Source organism: Companilactobacillus nodensis DSM 19682 = JCM 14932 = NBRC 107160 (assembly GCF_000615905.1).
GTDB lineage: Bacteria > Bacillota > Bacilli > Lactobacillales > Lactobacillaceae > Companilactobacillus > Companilactobacillus nodensis.
On sequence record NZ_BAMN01000013.1, the window covers coordinates 1 to 16,638 of the forward strand.

The window sequence follows — 16,638 nt, forward strand, 5'->3', positions numbered from 1 at the left end:
TTTTTAAAAATTGTTAAAAAAAAAGAAGCTGCTCTTAACTTCAAAGCAACTTCAAGTCTTTTAAAATAATTTCAACACTATCACGGTTTGATTTATTATTCTTTATCGTCACCGAAAATTTTTTTCTTCAATCTTAAGGCTGTGGGTGAAACTGCAAGTCCACCTTCAGCTGTCTCTTTGAACATTGATGGTAACTGTTGACCGACACGATGCATTGTTTCAACAACTTCATCAACTGGAATTACATTCTTCACCCCAGCCAATGCCATATCAGCTGAGATCATTGCTTGTGAAGATCCCATCGCATTACGTTTAACACAAGGAACTTCTACTAGTCCCGCAACTGGATCGCAGATTAGACCCATTAAGTTTTGGAGCGTCATAGCGATGGCATAGCCAGCTTGTTCAGCCGTTCCACCTTTGGCAATAACTAATGAAGCGGCTGCCATAGCACTAGCAGAACCGACCTCAGCCTGGCATCCACCTTCGGCTCCAGCAATTGAAGAGTTATTAGCAATCGCCAATCCAAAGGCACCAGCTGTGAATAAGAAGTTAACTTGGTCTTCGTGGGACATGTCCAATCTATCTCTAACTGCCATCAATACCCCAGCTAGAACACCGGCACTACCAGCAGTTGGTGTGGCACAGATCAAGCCCATCTTGGCATTGACTTCATTAACCGCTACAGCATTTCTAGCGGCTTCTAGAATTGGTAAGCCACTCAAGAAATCACCCTTCTTGATATATTCATCCATTCGCTTAGCATCTCCACCAGTCAAGCCTGTAACCGACTTAACTCCGGCAATCCCTTCTTTAACAGATCCTTCCATTGCCTCCAGATTACGTTCCATTAAGGCAAAAATCTGCTCACGTGTTCGACCAGTATTTTCCATTTCAGTGGCAATCATTAATTCCGCAACTGATGGATAATCCTGACTCTGTTTGATTAAATCACTAACTGTATAGAACATAAGCTTCTCCTATTCAAAGAAAGTAACATTGTCCATGTATTTCAATGAACGTAATTCTTCTAAAATTTCTTTTTGATCTTGCTTGTCGTCAACTTCAATAATCATAATGGCTTTTTCACCTTTTGATTCACGAGTAACTGTCATCGTACCAATATTAATACCTCGCTTAGTAAATGCTTGAGTTACCTTAGTGATCATCCCGGCGACATCTTGATGAACTGTAATATAAGTAGGTGTTCCCATGCTTAGTGATATCTTAAAACCATTGATCTCAGAAATTTGAATATTTCCGCCACCAATCGAAACACCAGTAACAGTCAGCTTGTGGTCACCCTTGATCATCGTGATTTTAGTAGTATTGGGATGGTCAACTTTGTCACTCTTAGGAACGAATGCTACCTTAATGCCATCCTCATAAGCAAGTTTCAACGAGTCAGCCAAACGTGGGTCATCTGGCGTCATCCCCAACAAACCAGCAACTATCGCAACATCAGTTCCATGACCACGATAAGTTTTTGCGAATGACTCATACAAGTCAATTGTGATTTTTTCTGGCTTCTCACCGAAGATATCATGTACGACCTTACCGATTCTGGCAGCTCCAGCTGTATGTGAACTGCTGGGACCAACCATGACTGGTCCAATTATGTCAAAAACACTGTTAAAACGTAAGTCTCCCATAATGTGTACCCCTTATTAATTATCTAATTTGAATACTACACGACTTCAGTAAACAAATCATTTAATTATCAAAAATAATTTCAATTGTATTTTAGAACAACAGCTCCCACCAAATGGCGAGAGCTGCTTTAACTAATCTAATTGTTTAATAAGTCCAACGTTGCGGCACCAACAGCTTTTGCGGTTAATCCCAACGCCTTTTCGTTAGCAATAAACTTAGGACTATGGTGTGGATAGAAGACACCATCATCTGGCATTTCTCCAACAAACATATATGTTCCAGGAATGTTCTGTGTGAAGTAAGCAAAGTCCTCAGAAGCAGACTCTCTACCTTCAAAATCCAAGTGTTTGATTTCCTTAATACCACTATTTTCCAAACTCTTTTGGATTTTTTCAGTTAGTTCTTTGTCATTATTCAAAACCGGATAATCGTTGTTATAGAAAAGATCGATCTTAACATCAAACATGATCTCCATACCTTTAACAAGATTCTTAAAGTTCTTCTCAACCACTGCACATGTTTCATCCTTCATGAATCTAACGTCACCTTCAAGAAATACAGAATCCTTAATAACGTTGAATGAACCGCGACCGTCGAAGTTACCAATTGTTAAAGTAGCCATGTCGAATGGATTAACACGACGTGAAACGATTGTTTGAGCAGCTGTAACAAAGAATGAAGCTGCCACGTTCGCATCATTAGCTAAGTGTGGAGCTGATCCATGTCCACCCTTACCGTGAATCGTCATCTTGAAGCTTGAACGTCCTGCCATCACTGGTCCAGTTGTACATTCCACGGTACCGTAAGGAATCGGTGCCCACATATGGACGCCAAGAATAGCATCGACACCATCAAGCACACCAGCTTCGATCATTCCTTGAGCACCACCAGGAGGAGTCTCCTCAGCAGGTTGATGGACAATTTTGATTTTTCCCGTTAAGTCTGAACGCATTTCGTATAATGATTCAGCCAATATCAACATGTAAGCTGTATGTCCATCATGTCCACAAGCATGCATTGCACCATCATTAACTGATGCATATGGTAAGCCGGTCTCTTCTTGAACTGGTAAAGCATCAAAGTCAGCACGCAAAGCAATGGTCTTCCCAGGGTTACCAGTATCGATCGTAACTACTACACCATAACCATCGCCGTAATTGTCTTCCACTTTGACATCCATATCTTTGTAGAAGTCAGCAATATACTTACCTGTTTCTTTTTCTTCAAAAGAAACCTCTGGATGTTGATGTAAATAGTGTCTGATCTCGATCATCTTATCGTGTTTTTCATTCAATTAATTTATAAAGTTTATCTTTTACCGCTTGGTCTTCTAATGTGTATTCTGTCATAGATATCTCTCCTTTTTAATCCTTAACTAGTAAGGTTCCAAATCCACCTATCAAAATAGATATTGCTAGAAAAATAAATCCAATCGAAAAACTTCCGCTGGCAGCTTCAACTAGAGCACCGATAATCATTGGCGCTAAGAATCCGCCTAGAGTTCCACCAGTGTTGATAATTCCGACTGATGAACCAATAATTTCCTTAGGAAAAATATACTGTGGCCATGTAAAAGTGGCTGTAAAAGCTGAGATAGTAAACATCCCAATCAAAGCAACTAATACCAATGAGATACTTACACTATTTACATGAACCAAAGTATAGATTGAAGCAGCCGAAACAATCGAACAAATAATAATAAACGCCTTTTGCTTACCAACAAACCACTTCGACAAGATCACCCCAGTCAAGAAGCTACCAATAACTTGTGAAACTGAATTAACTGCCAAAATAGCTCCAGCGGCCCCTAGTGACAGTGAATAAGTTCTAGTCAAATAACTAGGAAGCCAAGACATCGAACCATAGTATGTAATGTTCAGTAACAACATAATTACAAATAACTTCAAAACATTAACGTTCTTAATAACTTCGACAAATGATATCTTCTTAGTTTCTTGCTTTATTAGCTTGGTATCCTTAGGTAATAAGAACAAGATGCAGAAGAATGCCACCAAGAACAGCGTTCCCAACATGAAATAACCATAGCGCCAATTCATTGCAATAATATTGGCTCCAAGTGTAAAAGCTAGGATTCCACCGATCCCTGAAGTTGTCAAAATTCCAGATTGAACCATGACACGTTTTTTCTTATCAAAATTTTCCGCAACTGCTTTAGAACAAGATGACGGATAACCGCCATGCCTAATCCCGCCACCAAACCGAATCATCACAAACAACATCAAACTACTAACGAAGCCAAACATATACGAGAAGAATGAAATAATTGCTAAAGATATCAGTAAAACCTTTTTGGCACCGATTTTATCTGCTAACTAACCTCCAGGAATCTGTAAGCACGAATATGCCAAGAAAAAGGCACTCATGATCAGTCCTGTCTGTGAAGTTGAGAAGTCAAACTGCTTTGCAATTGGAATAATTGCCGTGGATACCATGTTCTTATCCATGTAAACCATGGAGTAACCAGCCATTAGGGCAACTATTACTTTAAAGTCTTTTGCGGAAAAACTATTAGTTTTTTCCTCCATAACATCACCTACACTTATTATTTTTGAAGCGCTTACAAAAATTATGCTATCACAAATATTTTTAAATAAATACAAATAGTTCATCAATTCACAATAAATTGGTAAAATCCCTATATTTTAAAAAGTTTGTTGCCTTATACCTGTTGGTATGATTAGTTTTTTGACACTATCGACTATTTTCTTATTTACCATTTGTCTACTAAAAAATTAAATGTCATATCATATGTTTTTCAATACTCGCATCAGCACTTTTTAATGCTAAAATAAATATATTAATAACTTTGGAAAGTAAGTAAATGTATGGCAAATTTTGTTAAAAATTATTTAACTTCGACTGATCTTGTGGTTATTCTAATAACTGTTGGTCTAATAACAGTCATTACCTTAGTTGCATATACACTAGAGAAGAAAGTCAGCAAGGCTTCACCATTTTTTATTCGTTTAGGTGAACATATTATCGAAAGTGCTCTTTTAGTTGTCAGTATTTTAGTACTGCGGCAGGTTTTTACTACAATTAACAATGGTCATTTTATGACAGATGCTTGGCTGTACGCCAACGCACAAATTGCAGTATCTTTCTTCGGAATATTGATATTAAACAACCGCCTGGTCGAATTATTGACCTTAGCCTTTCCATTTTTATACAATCCAGCCTTCAATGTAACTAGATTTAGCGGCCCATATTTGACATATTTCTTTGCACTTTATATCGTGCTGCTGATAACTGTTGATTATGCCTACAGTCACAAAGATGAAATGCTGATATCTAACTATAAATATACAATTGCGCAGACGGTTTATGCTTTATGCTGGTGGTCAATCCTTTGGATCGATTATCACTTCAATCCCTACAAAATTATAATTTCAATGATTTTCTTCGAAGTATTCATGCTAATAATTCGAATAACTGAGAAAAGGCTTCGTCTATCGTTCGCCGACTTCAAGGATCTGGAGATCAAAGCCAATTACGATGCACTTACCGGTGTCAGAAATCGTTCTTCACTGAATACTACTTCTAAGGAATTATTCGAAGAACATGCTCATACCGACGCAACCATAGCTGTAGCAATGTTTGATATTGACCATTTCAAGAAGTTCAACGATACTTATGGACACGAAATTGGCGATGAAGTACTTCGTCACGTGGCCCATCTGGCTGAACGAGAGTTAATGACCACCTGTAATGAAAAGGGCGCTGGTCAGTTATTCCGTTATGGTGGTGAAGAATTTATCATCATATTCAAGGGTGCAACTGCTCAAGAAGCTGCCGAGGTAGTCTATGACATCCGTAAAACTTTGAAAGACATCCCTCTATTCATCAATGGAGCTAAGCTCAATGTTACCTTGTGCTTCGGAATCACTTCATTAAAAGAATCTGATAAAACTACTAAAGAGATTTTTGAACGTGTTGATAAATACCTTTATCAATCGAAGAATAATGGACGTTAATCGTGTCACTATTGAGGGTGACACTTACACTTATGATAATTTGAAAGTTGCCTTCGAGGCATAGTAAAAGCCACCTGATTGTTTGAATCAGGTGGCTTTTTTTGTTTTGGTTTGCTCTATTTTTTATAGCCGAAACGAGTTCCGGAAAACAACTCCCTCCACTCTCTATCCAAAACGAGCTACGAAAACCAGATGCCTGCGCCTGCTACAGATAACAAATGCACCAACTGCGTTGGTACCTTCGTTATCTTAAGCAGTGCTCAGAATCTACCGGTTTTCTCCGCTCTCTATAAATTTGGATCCATCTTAAATGTCAACTTGGACAATTCTGCACCTTGTGTAACTAACTCGGCGAGTAATGTCTTTGTGGCATCATTATAATGTGCAGCTATTTCATGATTTTGTTCTGTTAAGTAGTCCGTTAATTCTGAACCAGACATTGTGACAGCTTTTTTATCGACTGCTTCAATTTTTCTACGTGCCCAGGCTGATAATTCTTTTTGATAGTCAATATCAGCTTGAATGAAGTCAGCGTAGTGTGATTCCACGATCATTGCTAAGGCTTCATACATCCAATATGCACTCTTTAAGTTCATCTTTTCTGGTAATTCACGATATGATTCATCGGTATCATTGGCATTAGTAAAGAATGGTACGTGTGGACAGAACGTTGGAATCCCAAATCCTAACCATTGAACTCCGGCAGCACCATTTTTATCTGAATCACGCATTTGTAAAATATGGGAATTGGCAGTACGTGATAGCGAGATTGCACGGTAAGTCTTCTTGTCGTGTTCGCTACCGCTGCCTAGTGGATCGTATTTGGTTTCATTATAATGTGACTTCAAAATATATTGAATATCTTCAACTGAAATCTTACGTTCAGCCTTACGAATAAATGGTAACTCTGGCGATTCTGGATCTTGTTCAATGCTTGGGTTCAAATATCTTTGAGCAAACCAGACACGTGGTGTGTTGTAATGGTGATCTTTTTCAGTATCTGTACCGAAGATATGTCTGAAGTCCCAGCGACCTTCATCAGGGTTCAATCCATTTTCTTCGACAAATTCTTGAATTCCATCAGCCCACATGTAATTTTCAGGATCATTGAAATCAATATCCTCAATCGCAATTTGGTTAGCCGCAACAGCATAACAGTCATCTGGAATACGAACGGCTACCCATTGATGTCCAGTAACGATTTCCATATACCAAACTTCATTGTGGTCATTGAATTGAATTCCGTTACCTTCAGCTGAACCGTATTTTTTAACCAACTCACCTAAGTAACGTACACCATCACGAGCTGACTTAATAAATGGCAAAACTAAAGTCGTTAGAGAATCTTCAGCCAAGCCGTTCTCGATATATGGATCATATGCTAGAACACGTTCGTTGGCATAAACACTCTCAGTGGCACTTTCTCCAACGTTCAATTCATTGAAGCCATCCTCTTCATTAGGTCCTTCACTCTGATCAGCGTTAGGTGTTGAAGTATAGCGATATCCACTCTCTGGTAGTGGCACAGTTAATTTGTTATAGGCTGATACGTAAGTTTCTTTGCGACCCGAAACAGCTGGCTGAACAAAGAAGCGCTTTGGATGAATAGCAACTACACGATCTTCATTTCTGGAAATATAAGTTGCTCCATCCATTGAAGCCTTCTTTCCAACCAAAATCGAAGTACATGCTGATAGTTCAATACGATCTGTCATTTTTCTCCCCCTAATTTTTGTTTATTAATATAATTATACTCTTTGATATTTTATATCTGAAACGAGTTGCGAAAACCAGATTTCTCCACTCTCTACAGATTTGGATCCATCTTAAACGTCAACTTAGAAAGTTCAGCACCTTCAGTTACTAACTTACCCAACAATGCTTTGGCCTTGTCATTATAATATGTAGCAATCTCATGGTTTTGTTTTGTTAGGTATCCAATCAATTCAGTCCCAGACAATGACTTTGATTCGTCTTCAACGGTATCGACTTTTTCTCTAGCCCATTGTGATAATTCTTTTTGATAGTCTAAGTCTTCTTCAATGAACTCAGCATAATGTGTTTCAACAACCATTGATAATGCCTCATAGATCCAGTAAGCATCTTTCAAGTTCATCGAATCCGAGATATCACGGTAAGTTTCATCAGTATCATTAGCATTAGTAAAGAATGGAACAAATGGTGTAAAACTAGGAATACCAAAGCATTTCCATTCAACGCTCAACTTATCATTCTTCAATTGTAAGATGTGCGAATTAGCAGTTCTTGATAGTGAGATCGAACGATAGCGCTTCTTGTCATCTTCACTACCACTACCAAGTGGATCAAATTGTGTTTCATTATAGTGTGACTTCAAAACATACTGGATATCTTCAACTGATATCTTGTGTTCAGGCTTACGTAAGAATGGTAACTCAGGTGATTCTGGATCTTGTTTGGTACTTGGATTCAAGTACTTCTGAGCAAACCAAACACGTGGTGTATTGTAATGATGATCTGTCTTAGTATCTGTTCCAAAGATGTGTCTAAAATTAAATTTGCCTTCATCAGGATTCAAATCATGCTCTTCAACAAACTCTCGAATCCCATCAGACCACATATAATTATCTGAATTGCTAAAATCAATTTCTTCAATTCCAATTTGATTAGCTGCAAAAGCGTAGCAATCATCAGGAATTCTAATTGCTACCCATTGATGTCCGGTAGCAATTTCCATATACCAAATTTCATCATGATCACTGAACTGTACACCGTTACTTTCAGCTGATCCGTATTTGGCAATCAACTCTCCCAGGCGTTTGACTCCAGCACGAGCTGAATCAACATATGGCAAAACTAAGGTCGTGATCGAATCCTCAGCTACACCTTCAGGAACTAATGGATCATATCCTAGGACTTTTTCATTCCCATAGACACTCTCAGTTGCACTCATAGCAACGTCTTTTTCGTTAATACCATCTTCCTCATACAAGCCTTCAATTGTATTGGCATCAGGTGAAGTTGTGTATCGATAGCCATTTGCTGGTAATTTCTCAGTCAAATCATTATAAAAAGACTTGTATGTCTTATCCTGTCCAGACACAGCTGGCTCTACATAGAACTTCTTTGGGTAAATTGCGACATAATTATCTTCGTTTCTGGCGATATAAGTGCTGCCATCCATTGCAGCCTTCTTACCTACCATAATTGATGAACATGCTGAATGTTTTTGCATAATCCAATCCCTCCAGATCAATACTTAATACTATCCTCAATATAGATGAATCGCTTACAAAAAGAAACCCCACAAACGTGAGGTTTCAGTCATTTTATACGAAAGTAAGAAATCTTTTATCCCAAATGTTCTCATAAAACTCAATTGTGTTTTCGGCAGACATGTAATTATTGTCATATGTCGACGTCATGTCGTGCCTCATAATGACCTTATATCCTAAGCCATGTGCCATCTTGATCGTCGCATCACAACAAATTTCAGTTTGAACTCCACAGAACTCAATCGTGCTCAAGCTATTTTCTTGTAATAAGTTATTTAAGTTCGTTCTGTAGAAGGCATTAGCGTGCGTCTTTTCAACGACCATATCATCATCTTTGATATCCAAACCCTTAGAGAATTGCCATAGATCGGTACCTCTGACAACATCTTGATCATTATGTTGAATAAATATAATTGGCAAATTGGCAAATCGATAAGTATCGATTCTCTTATTCACAGACTTCAATAGTCCATCGTAATTGTAGCTATATTTCAAGGCATTTTGCATATCAATAACAACTAATACTTGTGCTAATTTTGGCATAATCTCATCCCCTTATTTACCTATATCATAACAAAAATTCGAACAAAAAAACTCCAAAGCAATTGGAGTTTTTTAGGAACTAAACGCTCATCTTTAGAGGTAAGAACTTGATAATATATTTGTTAGGGTCTACTCGTGAATCAGATAGAGCTCTAACTAGGTCTCCCTCTTTATAGTCGTTGAGATGTTTGGCATTTAATGTCAAAGTATTTTTGATCTTATCGTGAGTCCATTTACCCATTTCTTCCAATTGTGGATAGTCAATCGGATTAAAATTAGTTGGTTCAGAAAAGATCACCTTGACCTCCAACGCATCGACGTAGTCCCTAATACTTCTAATTACGTTTTTGTTTGTCAAAAGATCATCTCCCCATAAAATAATTTCTGCAAACGTTTTCACATCTCACCTATATAATATCACTCTTGTGAAATAGAGATAACCCCCATTTGTGACAAAAGTAACAAAATTTCTTAAATTAATTGACTATAATATGGGAATTCTCACTAAAGCTAATGATTTTTTGTTCTATTTGGTTACGAACTTCACGAAATACACGCATAATCCCTTCTTCACTACCAGTTGCTTGAGCAGGATCCGGTAAGCCCCAGTGTAAGTGAGTCACTCCTTGCGGTACCATTGGACATTTGTCTTTGGCATCCCCACAGAGAGTCACAACGAAGTCGCAACTATTGAAATAATCTGTATCGATCAGATTCGAAGTATTATGTGAAATATCAATATCAATTTCCTTCATGCTCTCAACGGCACGTGGATTCAATCCATGGACTTCGACCCCCGCACTACGAACTTCCCAGTTGGGTAAATACTTCTTGGCCAAACCTTCAGCCATCTGTGAACGACAAGAATTACCGGTACAAATAAAATAAATCTTTTTCAAAATCTGCACCTCCTATATTAAATTTAAATCTATCATACCTGACCTTTAAGCAACAGTCATTATATTTGTATTTTACAAATAAAGATGGAATAATTCAGGCGATGGTAAGGCACTGTTTTTATTTCTTCCAGATAATTACTTTACATTATTAAGTACTTATGATTAAAATAGATACATCGCAAATGCATCTTTTGGAGAAAACAATGAAAATTTTTAAACGTATCATAATCGGACTAATTGTAGTTTTAGTAATAATCGGAATTGCCCTTGGTGTCTACGTATATCAAGGTAAAAAAGCTCTAGATTCAATTGATAATAACCAAACTAGCGTCTCCCAAAAAATCAATGAAGGTAAACCTATCTCAGTACTGTTATTAGGTGCCGATACCGGTGCGGATGGCCGAGTTGATCGTGGTAATTCTGATACGATGATGATCGTAACTTTGAATCCCAAGACCAATTCTTCAGTCATGTACTCGATTCCTCGTGATACCATGGCCGAAATGGTTGGTGCTGGCAAGAACAAAAAAGACGTTCAAAAAATCAACGCTGCCTATAACATTGGCAAGGCAAAAATGGCCAAGAATACTGTTGGTGAATTACTCGGTATCAACGTCGATTACAGTGTTGCTATCAACATGGCAGCATTGAAAAAGACCGTTGATTTTGTGGACGGAGTTACGGTAACTACACCAATCAAAGTTAGCTTTGATGGAATCACTATTCCTAAGGGAACTCATCATTTGAATGGTAAGCAGGCTTTGACCTATGTTCGGATGCGTTATGAGGATCCCCGTGGTGATTATGGACGTCAGCTTCGCCAGCAACAAGTTCTCAAAGCTGTGGTCAAAAAGCTGCAACAACCTCAGTACTTAGTTAAGTTACCGAGCTTGATCACTACATTGGGACCAGATATTAATACCGACTTAACTGATAAGCAAATGGAAACTTTCCCAGTTAAATATCACGGTGCTGGTAAAAAGATGACTTCTAAGCAGCTTCAAGGACAAAGCGCATGGATTAACGGTAGTTCATATCAGATTTTATCCAATAGCACTATGCAGCGAGCATCTGATAAGTTAAGAGACAACTTAGGATTGAAACAACAAAAACTCAACAATACCGAAACTCGGCTGAACAAGTTGAATGCCGAATTCTTCAATAATCCTGACAGTACCGATTACGATACCCACGGACTTGATACTACTTACTATACGGACAATACATACTAAAAAAGACAGATGCTTGAATTTGATCAAGTATCTGTCTTTTGATTTACGTTCTATCTACATATATTGCTCTAAAGCAGCACGGAACTTAGCTTCTGGTTGGTAACCGACCATACGACCAACAACATTTCCGTCCTTCTTGATAATAAAGGTTGGAATACCTTGGATACCAAAGTTGTTTGGTGTCTCTGGGTTGTGGTCAACGTTCATCGACGTGAACTTGATCTTGTCGCCTAGTTCATCATTTGATGACAACTTCTCAAGAATTGGATTCATCATCTTACATGGAGGACACCAGTCAGCGTTAAAATCCGTAATTACTAGTCCCGTATTTGTCTCATCATTATAAGTCTTGTCAGAAATTTCTGTGATATTACTCATATTAAATACCCCTTATGATTGATTTACTTTAACTTCAATAAATAATATACCCCCTAGGGTAAAACATATCAATTAATTTGCTCTCACTATTTACAACTTGCCACAGCATATAATTTGAAGTACACTACCCGACTGGGTATAATTACTTTGATATTAAATAACTAGGAGGCCTGATATGTCTCAAACTGATGAAGAACAAATTGCTAGTAAAAAAATCACTAGCCAGATAAAAAGGTCCCGTGGGCAACTCGATGGTATCTTACATATGATGGAAGAAGAAAGACCCTGTGACGACGTCTTAGTTCAATTATCGGCTGTCAAATCCGGTGTCGACAAGGCTATGAAATTGGTCATCGCTCAGAATATTCGTAAGAATGTCAATTGTGTCGATGAACAAGAACTCAAAAATTTACAAGGTTCACTGGACTTAATGCTAAAGACAAAATAAAGCAGCTCTCAAAAAATGAGAACTGCTTTTAGTTTGCTTGTTTTGATTCTGTGTCTTCTTCATCGACTTCTTCTTGTTCAGAATGTTCGATAGTTTTGGTTGGCAAAGCTTGTAAGAAGGTCGTTGACAAGATCAATATTCCACCGATAAGTTGAACGATCGTAAATGGTGTACTGAGTAATGTCACTGACAGAATCGTTGCGGTCAAAGGTTCAAATGAACTCAACATACTAGTTGTGCTTGGTGACAGATCTCGTAAACTGCTGAGATAGAACAGATAAGCGAACATCGTACCGAAGATAATTATGAAGAGAATACATAAGACACCCATCAAATTTAGTTTTGGTAATGGTTTAGTCGTAACTTCACCAATGAACGAGAAGCTACTGATCAACATTGCCCAGCCCACGACCGAACGAGCATCATACTTTCTTAATAACCCTCGTGGCAATAACGTGTATGTCGCTGAAGCAACCCCTGACATAACACCCCAGAACAGTGCCAATGGTGATAAGACCAATCCATTCAAATTACCGTTGGTTACTAATAGGAAGGTTCCTATCAGAGCTAATATCACCGAGATAACATCCGTTCGCCGTGGCAACTCTCGATTAGCAACCGTCAGATACATAATAATAAATAACGGCCCCAAGAACTACAAGACGGTCGCGGTTGGTGCATTACCATAATTGATTGCTAAAAAGTAAGTCCATTGTGAGGGCAGTACTCCTAAGAAAGCAAATAATATCAACGTGATCCAAGAAGATTTTTTCTTCCAAATATCAAATACCGACTTACCGGATGTCACTCCATACCAGACTAACAATAGTAGTCCAGCACTGAATAGACGTATTCCGACTAACCAGTTTGGTGAAACGTGTAATCCTGAGAATAAATATTCTGCACTAGTTCCGGAAGCTCCCCAAAGTATCCCGCCTGAGATGACAAAGAAGAGTCCCCTTTTTCTATTTTTCATTCATAATCCCTCACTAACAACCCTAACTATTATGAACCTTATTAACTGGTTTTTTCAACGTTGTTAGGCTTTGCCGATCAAAATCTTAGAATCAACAGTAATGTTATTAACATCACTCCAATCGATTTTTTCAGTATCGACATTGAACAATAGTGGTGTCATTTGAATGAAAGCATCACGTACTTCTTGGGAAACCTGATAAGTCTTCGTAGCGTTGATCTCATCGACAACGGTGAAATGTCCTTCAAAATAATCAAGCACCTTTTTGTTTGAATAACTATCACTGCGCAAGTACTCACTAGCCTTTTGGCGCAATTCGATAACATGATTCTCACCAGGGATAACTTTGATCAAATAGCCATCCTCAGTTAAGATACGATGAAATTCATTGTAGTTTGCTGGTGAAAAAATATCCAAAATACAATCAATACTGTTATCCTGCATCGGCAGTTGGGCGAGATCACCCACAAACCACTTCACAGCATTGTCAATATCATGACGGGCTGCCTGTTGAACAGAGTCCTTGGAAATATCAAAAGCCAAAACTTGCTTCTGCAATGCTTGATATATTTCACGAGAATAATATCCCTCGCCACAACCTGCATCTAAGACATTATTTACTGGTAAGTTCTTGATGATATCCACTAGGTTATTCAGGATATGGTCATACAAACCATCCTTCAGGATCAAACCGCGATTCTCAAAGTTTGCTTTGTCATAATTTTTTTGTTGCTTCATATTTAATAGGAAGTTAACGTAACCGTACTTGGAAATATCAAAGTTATGATTGTTGTCACAAACTAAGCTAGTACCTTGCAATGACAGTTTTTCTTTACAGATGGGACAGCTGAAAAAGATGTCACTATTTTCAAATCGTTTAATTTTTTCTTTATTCATTATATGTTTACCATTTCTAATCAGTCTTATTTCAGTCTATCACATAGGGGACAACAAAAAGGATTCCGATTTCTCGAAATCCTTTTTGTTCCACTCTCTATTGAAACGAGTTGCACAAAACAACTTCCTCCGCTTACTACGATTAGTGGACTCATCACTCCGTGATAATCCTACTAATCTAGGTAATGCTCAGAAGTAACCCGTTTTGCTTCACTCTCTATAACATTAATCCAACCGAATAGTGAATAATCATCGTAATAATACCAACAATAACATTTCTTATAATAGCGGTCTTAACCAAACCATCACCCAACTTAGCACTTAAGAATCCTGTTAGTGCTACAGATAATGTAACAGCGATAATTGTTCCTGGCCACTGGATTGATACTGGTAATAATGTCATAGCAAACAATGGGAAGATACCACCTGAAGATGCGGCGACTAGTGAAGAAAAGGCCGCATCCCAAGGGTTCATATAGTGTCCCAGATCAAGGTCATATTTAACTTTGACAACTGTTCCCAAAGCATCTTTTTTCATTAGTTCTTCGGCAATTTCCAAAGCAGTTTGAGCAGTAACACCACGTTCTACATAAAAGTCCGCAACCACTTGAACTTCATCTTGATAGTTTGTCTTGATCAATTCACGTTCTTTTTCAATAGCTGCTTTTTCGGTATCCTTTTGGGAGCTGACTGAAGCATATTCGCCAGAAGCCATTGAAAAAGCACATGCGATAAGATCTGACAAACCGGCGATAAAAATTGTAAATTGATTAGTTGTTGCGACAGCGACAGAGAACAAAACTCCGACAACTGTTAAAATTCCATCATTAGATCCAAGAACACCGGCACGAAGTGTATTAGAACGCTCTGCCATGGTCTTCTTTTGCTTTTTTGGTTTTGGAACGTTGATAGCTTTCATCAAATTTGTCACTTCCTTAATGTGCGAATAATGAACCTATGAGATAAGTTACGATCATAGTTAATAATCCTGAAATAACGTTTCTAAAGACCGCTTTGACTCTGTTAGCATTCCCCAAAGCTGCGGCGGTATAGCCGGTAATCGTCAGAGCAATGACAACGGCAATAACGGTGGCAATCAACTTAATATTAGCGGGGAATAAAGTGATTGAAACTAATGGCAAAATCGAACCCGTAGGGAATGAAATCATTGAAGCCATAGCTGCAGCAATGGCACTTGTTTTTTCTTTGGGATTAAATCCAAACCGTTCACGAACCGCTACATCCAATGGATCATCACTCATCATTTCTTTAGTTGCCTTAGCCGCTAATTCTTCAGAAATACCAGTTGAATGATACTTATTTTTGATAAAATCAAATTCTTGATCGTAATGTCCATCAAGTGTGGCTGATTCTCTCTCAATTGCGCGACGTTCACTATCACGTTGCGTACTTACTGACACCCACTCGCCCATCGCCATAGAAATTGTTCCAGCGAGCATTCCAGCAATACCAGCCAAGAAGATCGCATAATTGCTACTCTTCGCACCGGCAACACCGATAACGATACCAGCAACTGAAACGATACCGTCATTGGCACCCATAACACTGGCACGCATGATATTTATCTTCTCAGCTAAGCTTCTATTCTTTTTAATTTTTTGTGCTTTTTGCATGTTCCTCGCCCCTTATTTCGATTACTCTATCTTGTAACCATTTCTAGTTTGGAATGATTCTCATTTACTAACGAATACATCATAATACTTTTTAAAAAAGTAAAATCATAACCTAGTCACCATACAATCCATCCAAGTGGAAAATAATTGATATTTTTATACCATGGGGTTTATAATTAATCTGTAATGATTCCAAGATAGGAACATATACAGAAAGGAAGATTGCTTATGGCTAATAATTCTGTCATGGAGGATACACTGAAAGTTCTCAAAGATCACAAGTTACGTGTTACTCCCCAGCGTCATATTATTTTGGCATACCTTGCCAGTCATCATAACCATCCTACGGTCGAAACAATCCGTGATGGTCTAAGCAAAGAACTTCCAAACATGGGCTCATCTACTATCTACAATACCCTCAACACCTTCGTAGAACATCGTTTGGTTGTGGAACTGCAGAACGGTGATGGCAGTACCCACTACGATTACTTTGGTACACCACATTATCATGCAATTTGTACTAATTGCGGTAAGATCGTAGACGTTACGTACCCTGGGTTTAGTAAAGATGAACAAGCATTAGAAGAAAAAACTGCTGATATTTCTGGATATATGATTTCTGGTAATCATATGGAGGTCTATGGTTTATGTCCTGAATGTCAGGTTAAGCTAGGGATTAAATAGTTTTTTGTGTTTGTTGGTGCCTACGGATGTCAGATGCTTTTCCAA

Annotated in this window: 18 protein-coding genes and 1 pseudogene; 4 read left to right on the forward strand and 15 right to left on the reverse strand. The window is 38.2% G+C overall.

The genetic code is table 11. From position 1 onward, the window contains the following. Positions 1-95: 95 nt before the first annotated feature. From sdaAA to JCM14932_RS17215, 5 genes are all read right to left on the reverse strand, one after another. On the reverse strand, positions 96-971 hold the full coding sequence (gene sdaAA, locus JCM14932_RS09315) for an L-serine ammonia-lyase, iron-sulfur-dependent, subunit alpha (RefSeq protein WP_025024640.1): 876 nt from the start codon (positions 969-971) through the stop codon (positions 96-98). Between the two features lie 9 nt (positions 972-980). Beyond that, the gene (gene sdaAB / locus JCM14932_RS09320) at positions 981-1,652 is read right to left on the reverse strand and encodes an L-serine ammonia-lyase, iron-sulfur-dependent subunit beta (protein WP_025024641.1); all 672 of its coding nucleotides are present in this window, start codon (positions 1,650-1,652) and stop codon (positions 981-983) included. 137 nt (positions 1,653-1,789) lie between these two features. Then, positions 1,790-2,926, reverse strand: a complete 1,137-nt coding sequence (locus tag JCM14932_RS15175; protein WP_051528109.1) for an amidohydrolase — start codon at positions 2,924-2,926, stop codon at positions 1,790-1,792. Positions 2,927-3,017: 91 nt separating this feature from the next. After that, complete coding sequence (locus tag JCM14932_RS15180; protein ID WP_268870369.1) at positions 3,018-3,974, reverse strand: MFS transporter; 957 nt, start codon at positions 3,972-3,974, stop codon at positions 3,018-3,020. Positions 3,975-3,986: 12 nt separating this feature from the next. Next, complete coding sequence (locus JCM14932_RS17215; protein WP_235700577.1) at positions 3,987-4,199, reverse strand: hypothetical protein; 213 nt, start codon at positions 4,197-4,199, stop codon at positions 3,987-3,989. 300 nt (positions 4,200-4,499) lie between these two features. On the opposite strand from JCM14932_RS17215, the gene JCM14932_RS09335 reads away from it, so the two are divergent. Further along, the gene (locus JCM14932_RS09335) at positions 4,500-5,648 is read left to right on the forward strand and encodes a GGDEF domain-containing protein (protein WP_025024642.1); all 1,149 of its coding nucleotides are present in this window, start codon (positions 4,500-4,502) and stop codon (positions 5,646-5,648) included. A gap of 287 nt (positions 5,649-5,935) precedes the next feature. Here the strand turns inward: JCM14932_RS09335 and JCM14932_RS09340 are convergent, their stop codons facing one another. From JCM14932_RS09340 to arsC, 5 genes are all read right to left on the reverse strand, one after another. Continuing rightward, on the reverse strand, positions 5,936-7,363 hold the full coding sequence (locus tag JCM14932_RS09340) for a C69 family dipeptidase (RefSeq protein ID WP_025024643.1): 1,428 nt from the start codon (positions 7,361-7,363) through the stop codon (positions 5,936-5,938). Positions 7,364-7,455: 92 nt separating this feature from the next. After that, complete coding sequence (locus tag JCM14932_RS09345; protein WP_025024644.1) at positions 7,456-8,862, reverse strand: C69 family dipeptidase; 1,407 nt, start codon at positions 8,860-8,862, stop codon at positions 7,456-7,458. 94 nt (positions 8,863-8,956) lie between these two features. After that, positions 8,957-9,445 carry a cysteine hydrolase family protein gene (locus JCM14932_RS09350; RefSeq protein WP_025024645.1) on the reverse strand — a complete coding sequence of 163 codons (489 nt, stop codon included), beginning with the start codon at positions 9,443-9,445 and terminating at the stop codon, positions 8,957-8,959. A gap of 79 nt (positions 9,446-9,524) precedes the next feature. Further along, a complete protein-coding gene (locus JCM14932_RS09355; RefSeq protein WP_155832112.1) occupies positions 9,525-9,803 on the reverse strand; it encodes a hypothetical protein in 279 nt (92 codons plus the stop codon). Positions 9,804-9,921: 118 nt separating this feature from the next. After that, positions 9,922-10,344, reverse strand: a complete 423-nt coding sequence (gene arsC, locus JCM14932_RS09360; RefSeq protein WP_025024647.1) for an arsenate reductase (thioredoxin) — start codon at positions 10,342-10,344, stop codon at positions 9,922-9,924. Positions 10,345-10,547: 203 nt separating this feature from the next. Between arsC and JCM14932_RS09365 the strand changes: the two genes are divergently transcribed. Continuing rightward, positions 10,548-11,576 (forward strand): LCP family protein, encoded by a 1,029-nt coding sequence (locus JCM14932_RS09365; protein WP_034543097.1) that lies wholly within the window; start codon positions 10,548-10,550, stop codon positions 11,574-11,576. A 54-nt stretch (positions 11,577-11,630) separates the two neighbouring features. Here the strand turns inward: JCM14932_RS09365 and JCM14932_RS09370 are convergent, their stop codons facing one another. After that, entirely contained in the window at positions 11,631-11,954 is a 324-nt protein-coding gene (locus tag JCM14932_RS09370) for a thioredoxin family protein (RefSeq protein ID WP_034543098.1), read from the reverse strand. A 175-nt stretch (positions 11,955-12,129) separates the two neighbouring features. Here JCM14932_RS09370 and JCM14932_RS09375 point away from each other — a divergent pair, with 175 nt between their 5' ends. Beyond that, a complete protein-coding gene (locus tag JCM14932_RS09375; RefSeq protein WP_025024650.1) occupies positions 12,130-12,402 on the forward strand; it encodes a metal-sensing transcriptional repressor in 273 nt (90 codons plus the stop codon). A gap of 28 nt (positions 12,403-12,430) precedes the next feature. Here JCM14932_RS09375 and JCM14932_RS17730 read toward each other — a convergent pair. The 4 genes and pseudogenes from JCM14932_RS17730 to JCM14932_RS09395 all read right to left on the reverse strand — a co-directional run bounded on the left by JCM14932_RS17730 (position 12,431) and on the right by JCM14932_RS09395 (position 15,909). Next, positions 12,431-13,378 (reverse strand): annotated as a pseudogene (locus tag JCM14932_RS17730) (DMT family transporter). A 63-nt stretch (positions 13,379-13,441) separates the two neighbouring features. Beyond that, on the reverse strand, positions 13,442-14,275 hold the full coding sequence (locus JCM14932_RS15190; RefSeq protein ID WP_034543099.1) for a methyltransferase domain-containing protein: 834 nt from the start codon (positions 14,273-14,275) through the stop codon (positions 13,442-13,444). Positions 14,276-14,492: 217 nt separating this feature from the next. After that, a complete protein-coding gene (locus tag JCM14932_RS09390; protein WP_025024651.1) occupies positions 14,493-15,194 on the reverse strand; it encodes a VIT1/CCC1 transporter family protein in 702 nt (233 codons plus the stop codon). A 16-nt stretch (positions 15,195-15,210) separates the two neighbouring features. Further along, positions 15,211-15,909, reverse strand: coding sequence for a VIT1/CCC1 transporter family protein (locus JCM14932_RS09395; RefSeq protein WP_034543100.1), 699 nt, complete (start codon positions 15,907-15,909; stop codon positions 15,211-15,213). A 228-nt stretch (positions 15,910-16,137) separates the two neighbouring features. Here JCM14932_RS09395 and JCM14932_RS09400 point away from each other — a divergent pair, with 228 nt between their 5' ends. Further along, positions 16,138-16,593: a Fur family transcriptional regulator gene (locus JCM14932_RS09400; RefSeq protein WP_025024653.1), complete on the forward strand. Its 456-nt coding sequence runs from the start codon at positions 16,138-16,140 to the stop codon at positions 16,591-16,593. Positions 16,594-16,638 lie beyond the last annotated feature (45 nt).

Bases quoted from the DNA above. Each gene is read 5' to 3' on its own strand.
- sdaAA (WP_025024640.1), bottom strand. From the start codon at position 971: ATGTTCTATACAGTTAGTGATTTAATCAAACAGAGTCAGGATTATCCA.
- sdaAB (WP_025024641.1), bottom strand. From the start codon at position 1,652: ATGGGAGACTTACGTTTTAACAGTGTTTTTGACATAATTGGACCAGTC.
- JCM14932_RS15175 (WP_051528109.1), bottom strand. From the start codon at position 2,926: ATGATCGAGATCAGACACTATTTACATCAACATCCAGAGGTTTCTTTT.
- JCM14932_RS17215 (WP_235700577.1), bottom strand. From the start codon at position 4,199: ATGGAGGAAAAAACTAATAGTTTTTCCGCAAAAGACTTTAAAGTAATA.
- JCM14932_RS09335 (WP_025024642.1), top strand. From the start codon at position 4,500: ATGGCAAATTTTGTTAAAAATTATTTAACTTCGACTGATCTTGTGGTT.
- JCM14932_RS09340 (WP_025024643.1), bottom strand. From the start codon at position 7,363: ATGACAGATCGTATTGAACTATCAGCATGTACTTCGATTTTGGTTGGA.
- JCM14932_RS09345 (WP_025024644.1), bottom strand. From the start codon at position 8,862: ATGCAAAAACATTCAGCATGTTCATCAATTATGGTAGGTAAGAAGGCT.
- JCM14932_RS09350 (WP_025024645.1), bottom strand. From the start codon at position 9,445: ATGCCAAAATTAGCACAAGTATTAGTTGTTATTGATATGCAAAATGCC.
- JCM14932_RS09365 (WP_034543097.1), top strand. From the start codon at position 10,548: ATGAAAATTTTTAAACGTATCATAATCGGACTAATTGTAGTTTTAGTA.
- JCM14932_RS09370 (WP_034543098.1), bottom strand. From the start codon at position 11,954: ATGAGTAATATCACAGAAATTTCTGACAAGACTTATAATGATGAGACA.
- JCM14932_RS09375 (WP_025024650.1), top strand. From the start codon at position 12,130: ATGTCTCAAACTGATGAAGAACAAATTGCTAGTAAAAAAATCACTAGC.
- JCM14932_RS15190 (WP_034543099.1), bottom strand. From the start codon at position 14,275: ATGAATAAAGAAAAAATTAAACGATTTGAAAATAGTGACATCTTTTTC.
- JCM14932_RS09390 (WP_025024651.1), bottom strand. From the start codon at position 15,194: ATGAAAGCTATCAACGTTCCAAAACCAAAAAAGCAAAAGAAGACCATG.
- JCM14932_RS09395 (WP_034543100.1), bottom strand. From the start codon at position 15,909: ATGCAAAAAGCACAAAAAATTAAAAAGAATAGAAGCTTAGCTGAGAAG.
- JCM14932_RS09400 (WP_025024653.1), top strand. From the start codon at position 16,138: ATGGCTAATAATTCTGTCATGGAGGATACACTGAAAGTTCTCAAAGAT.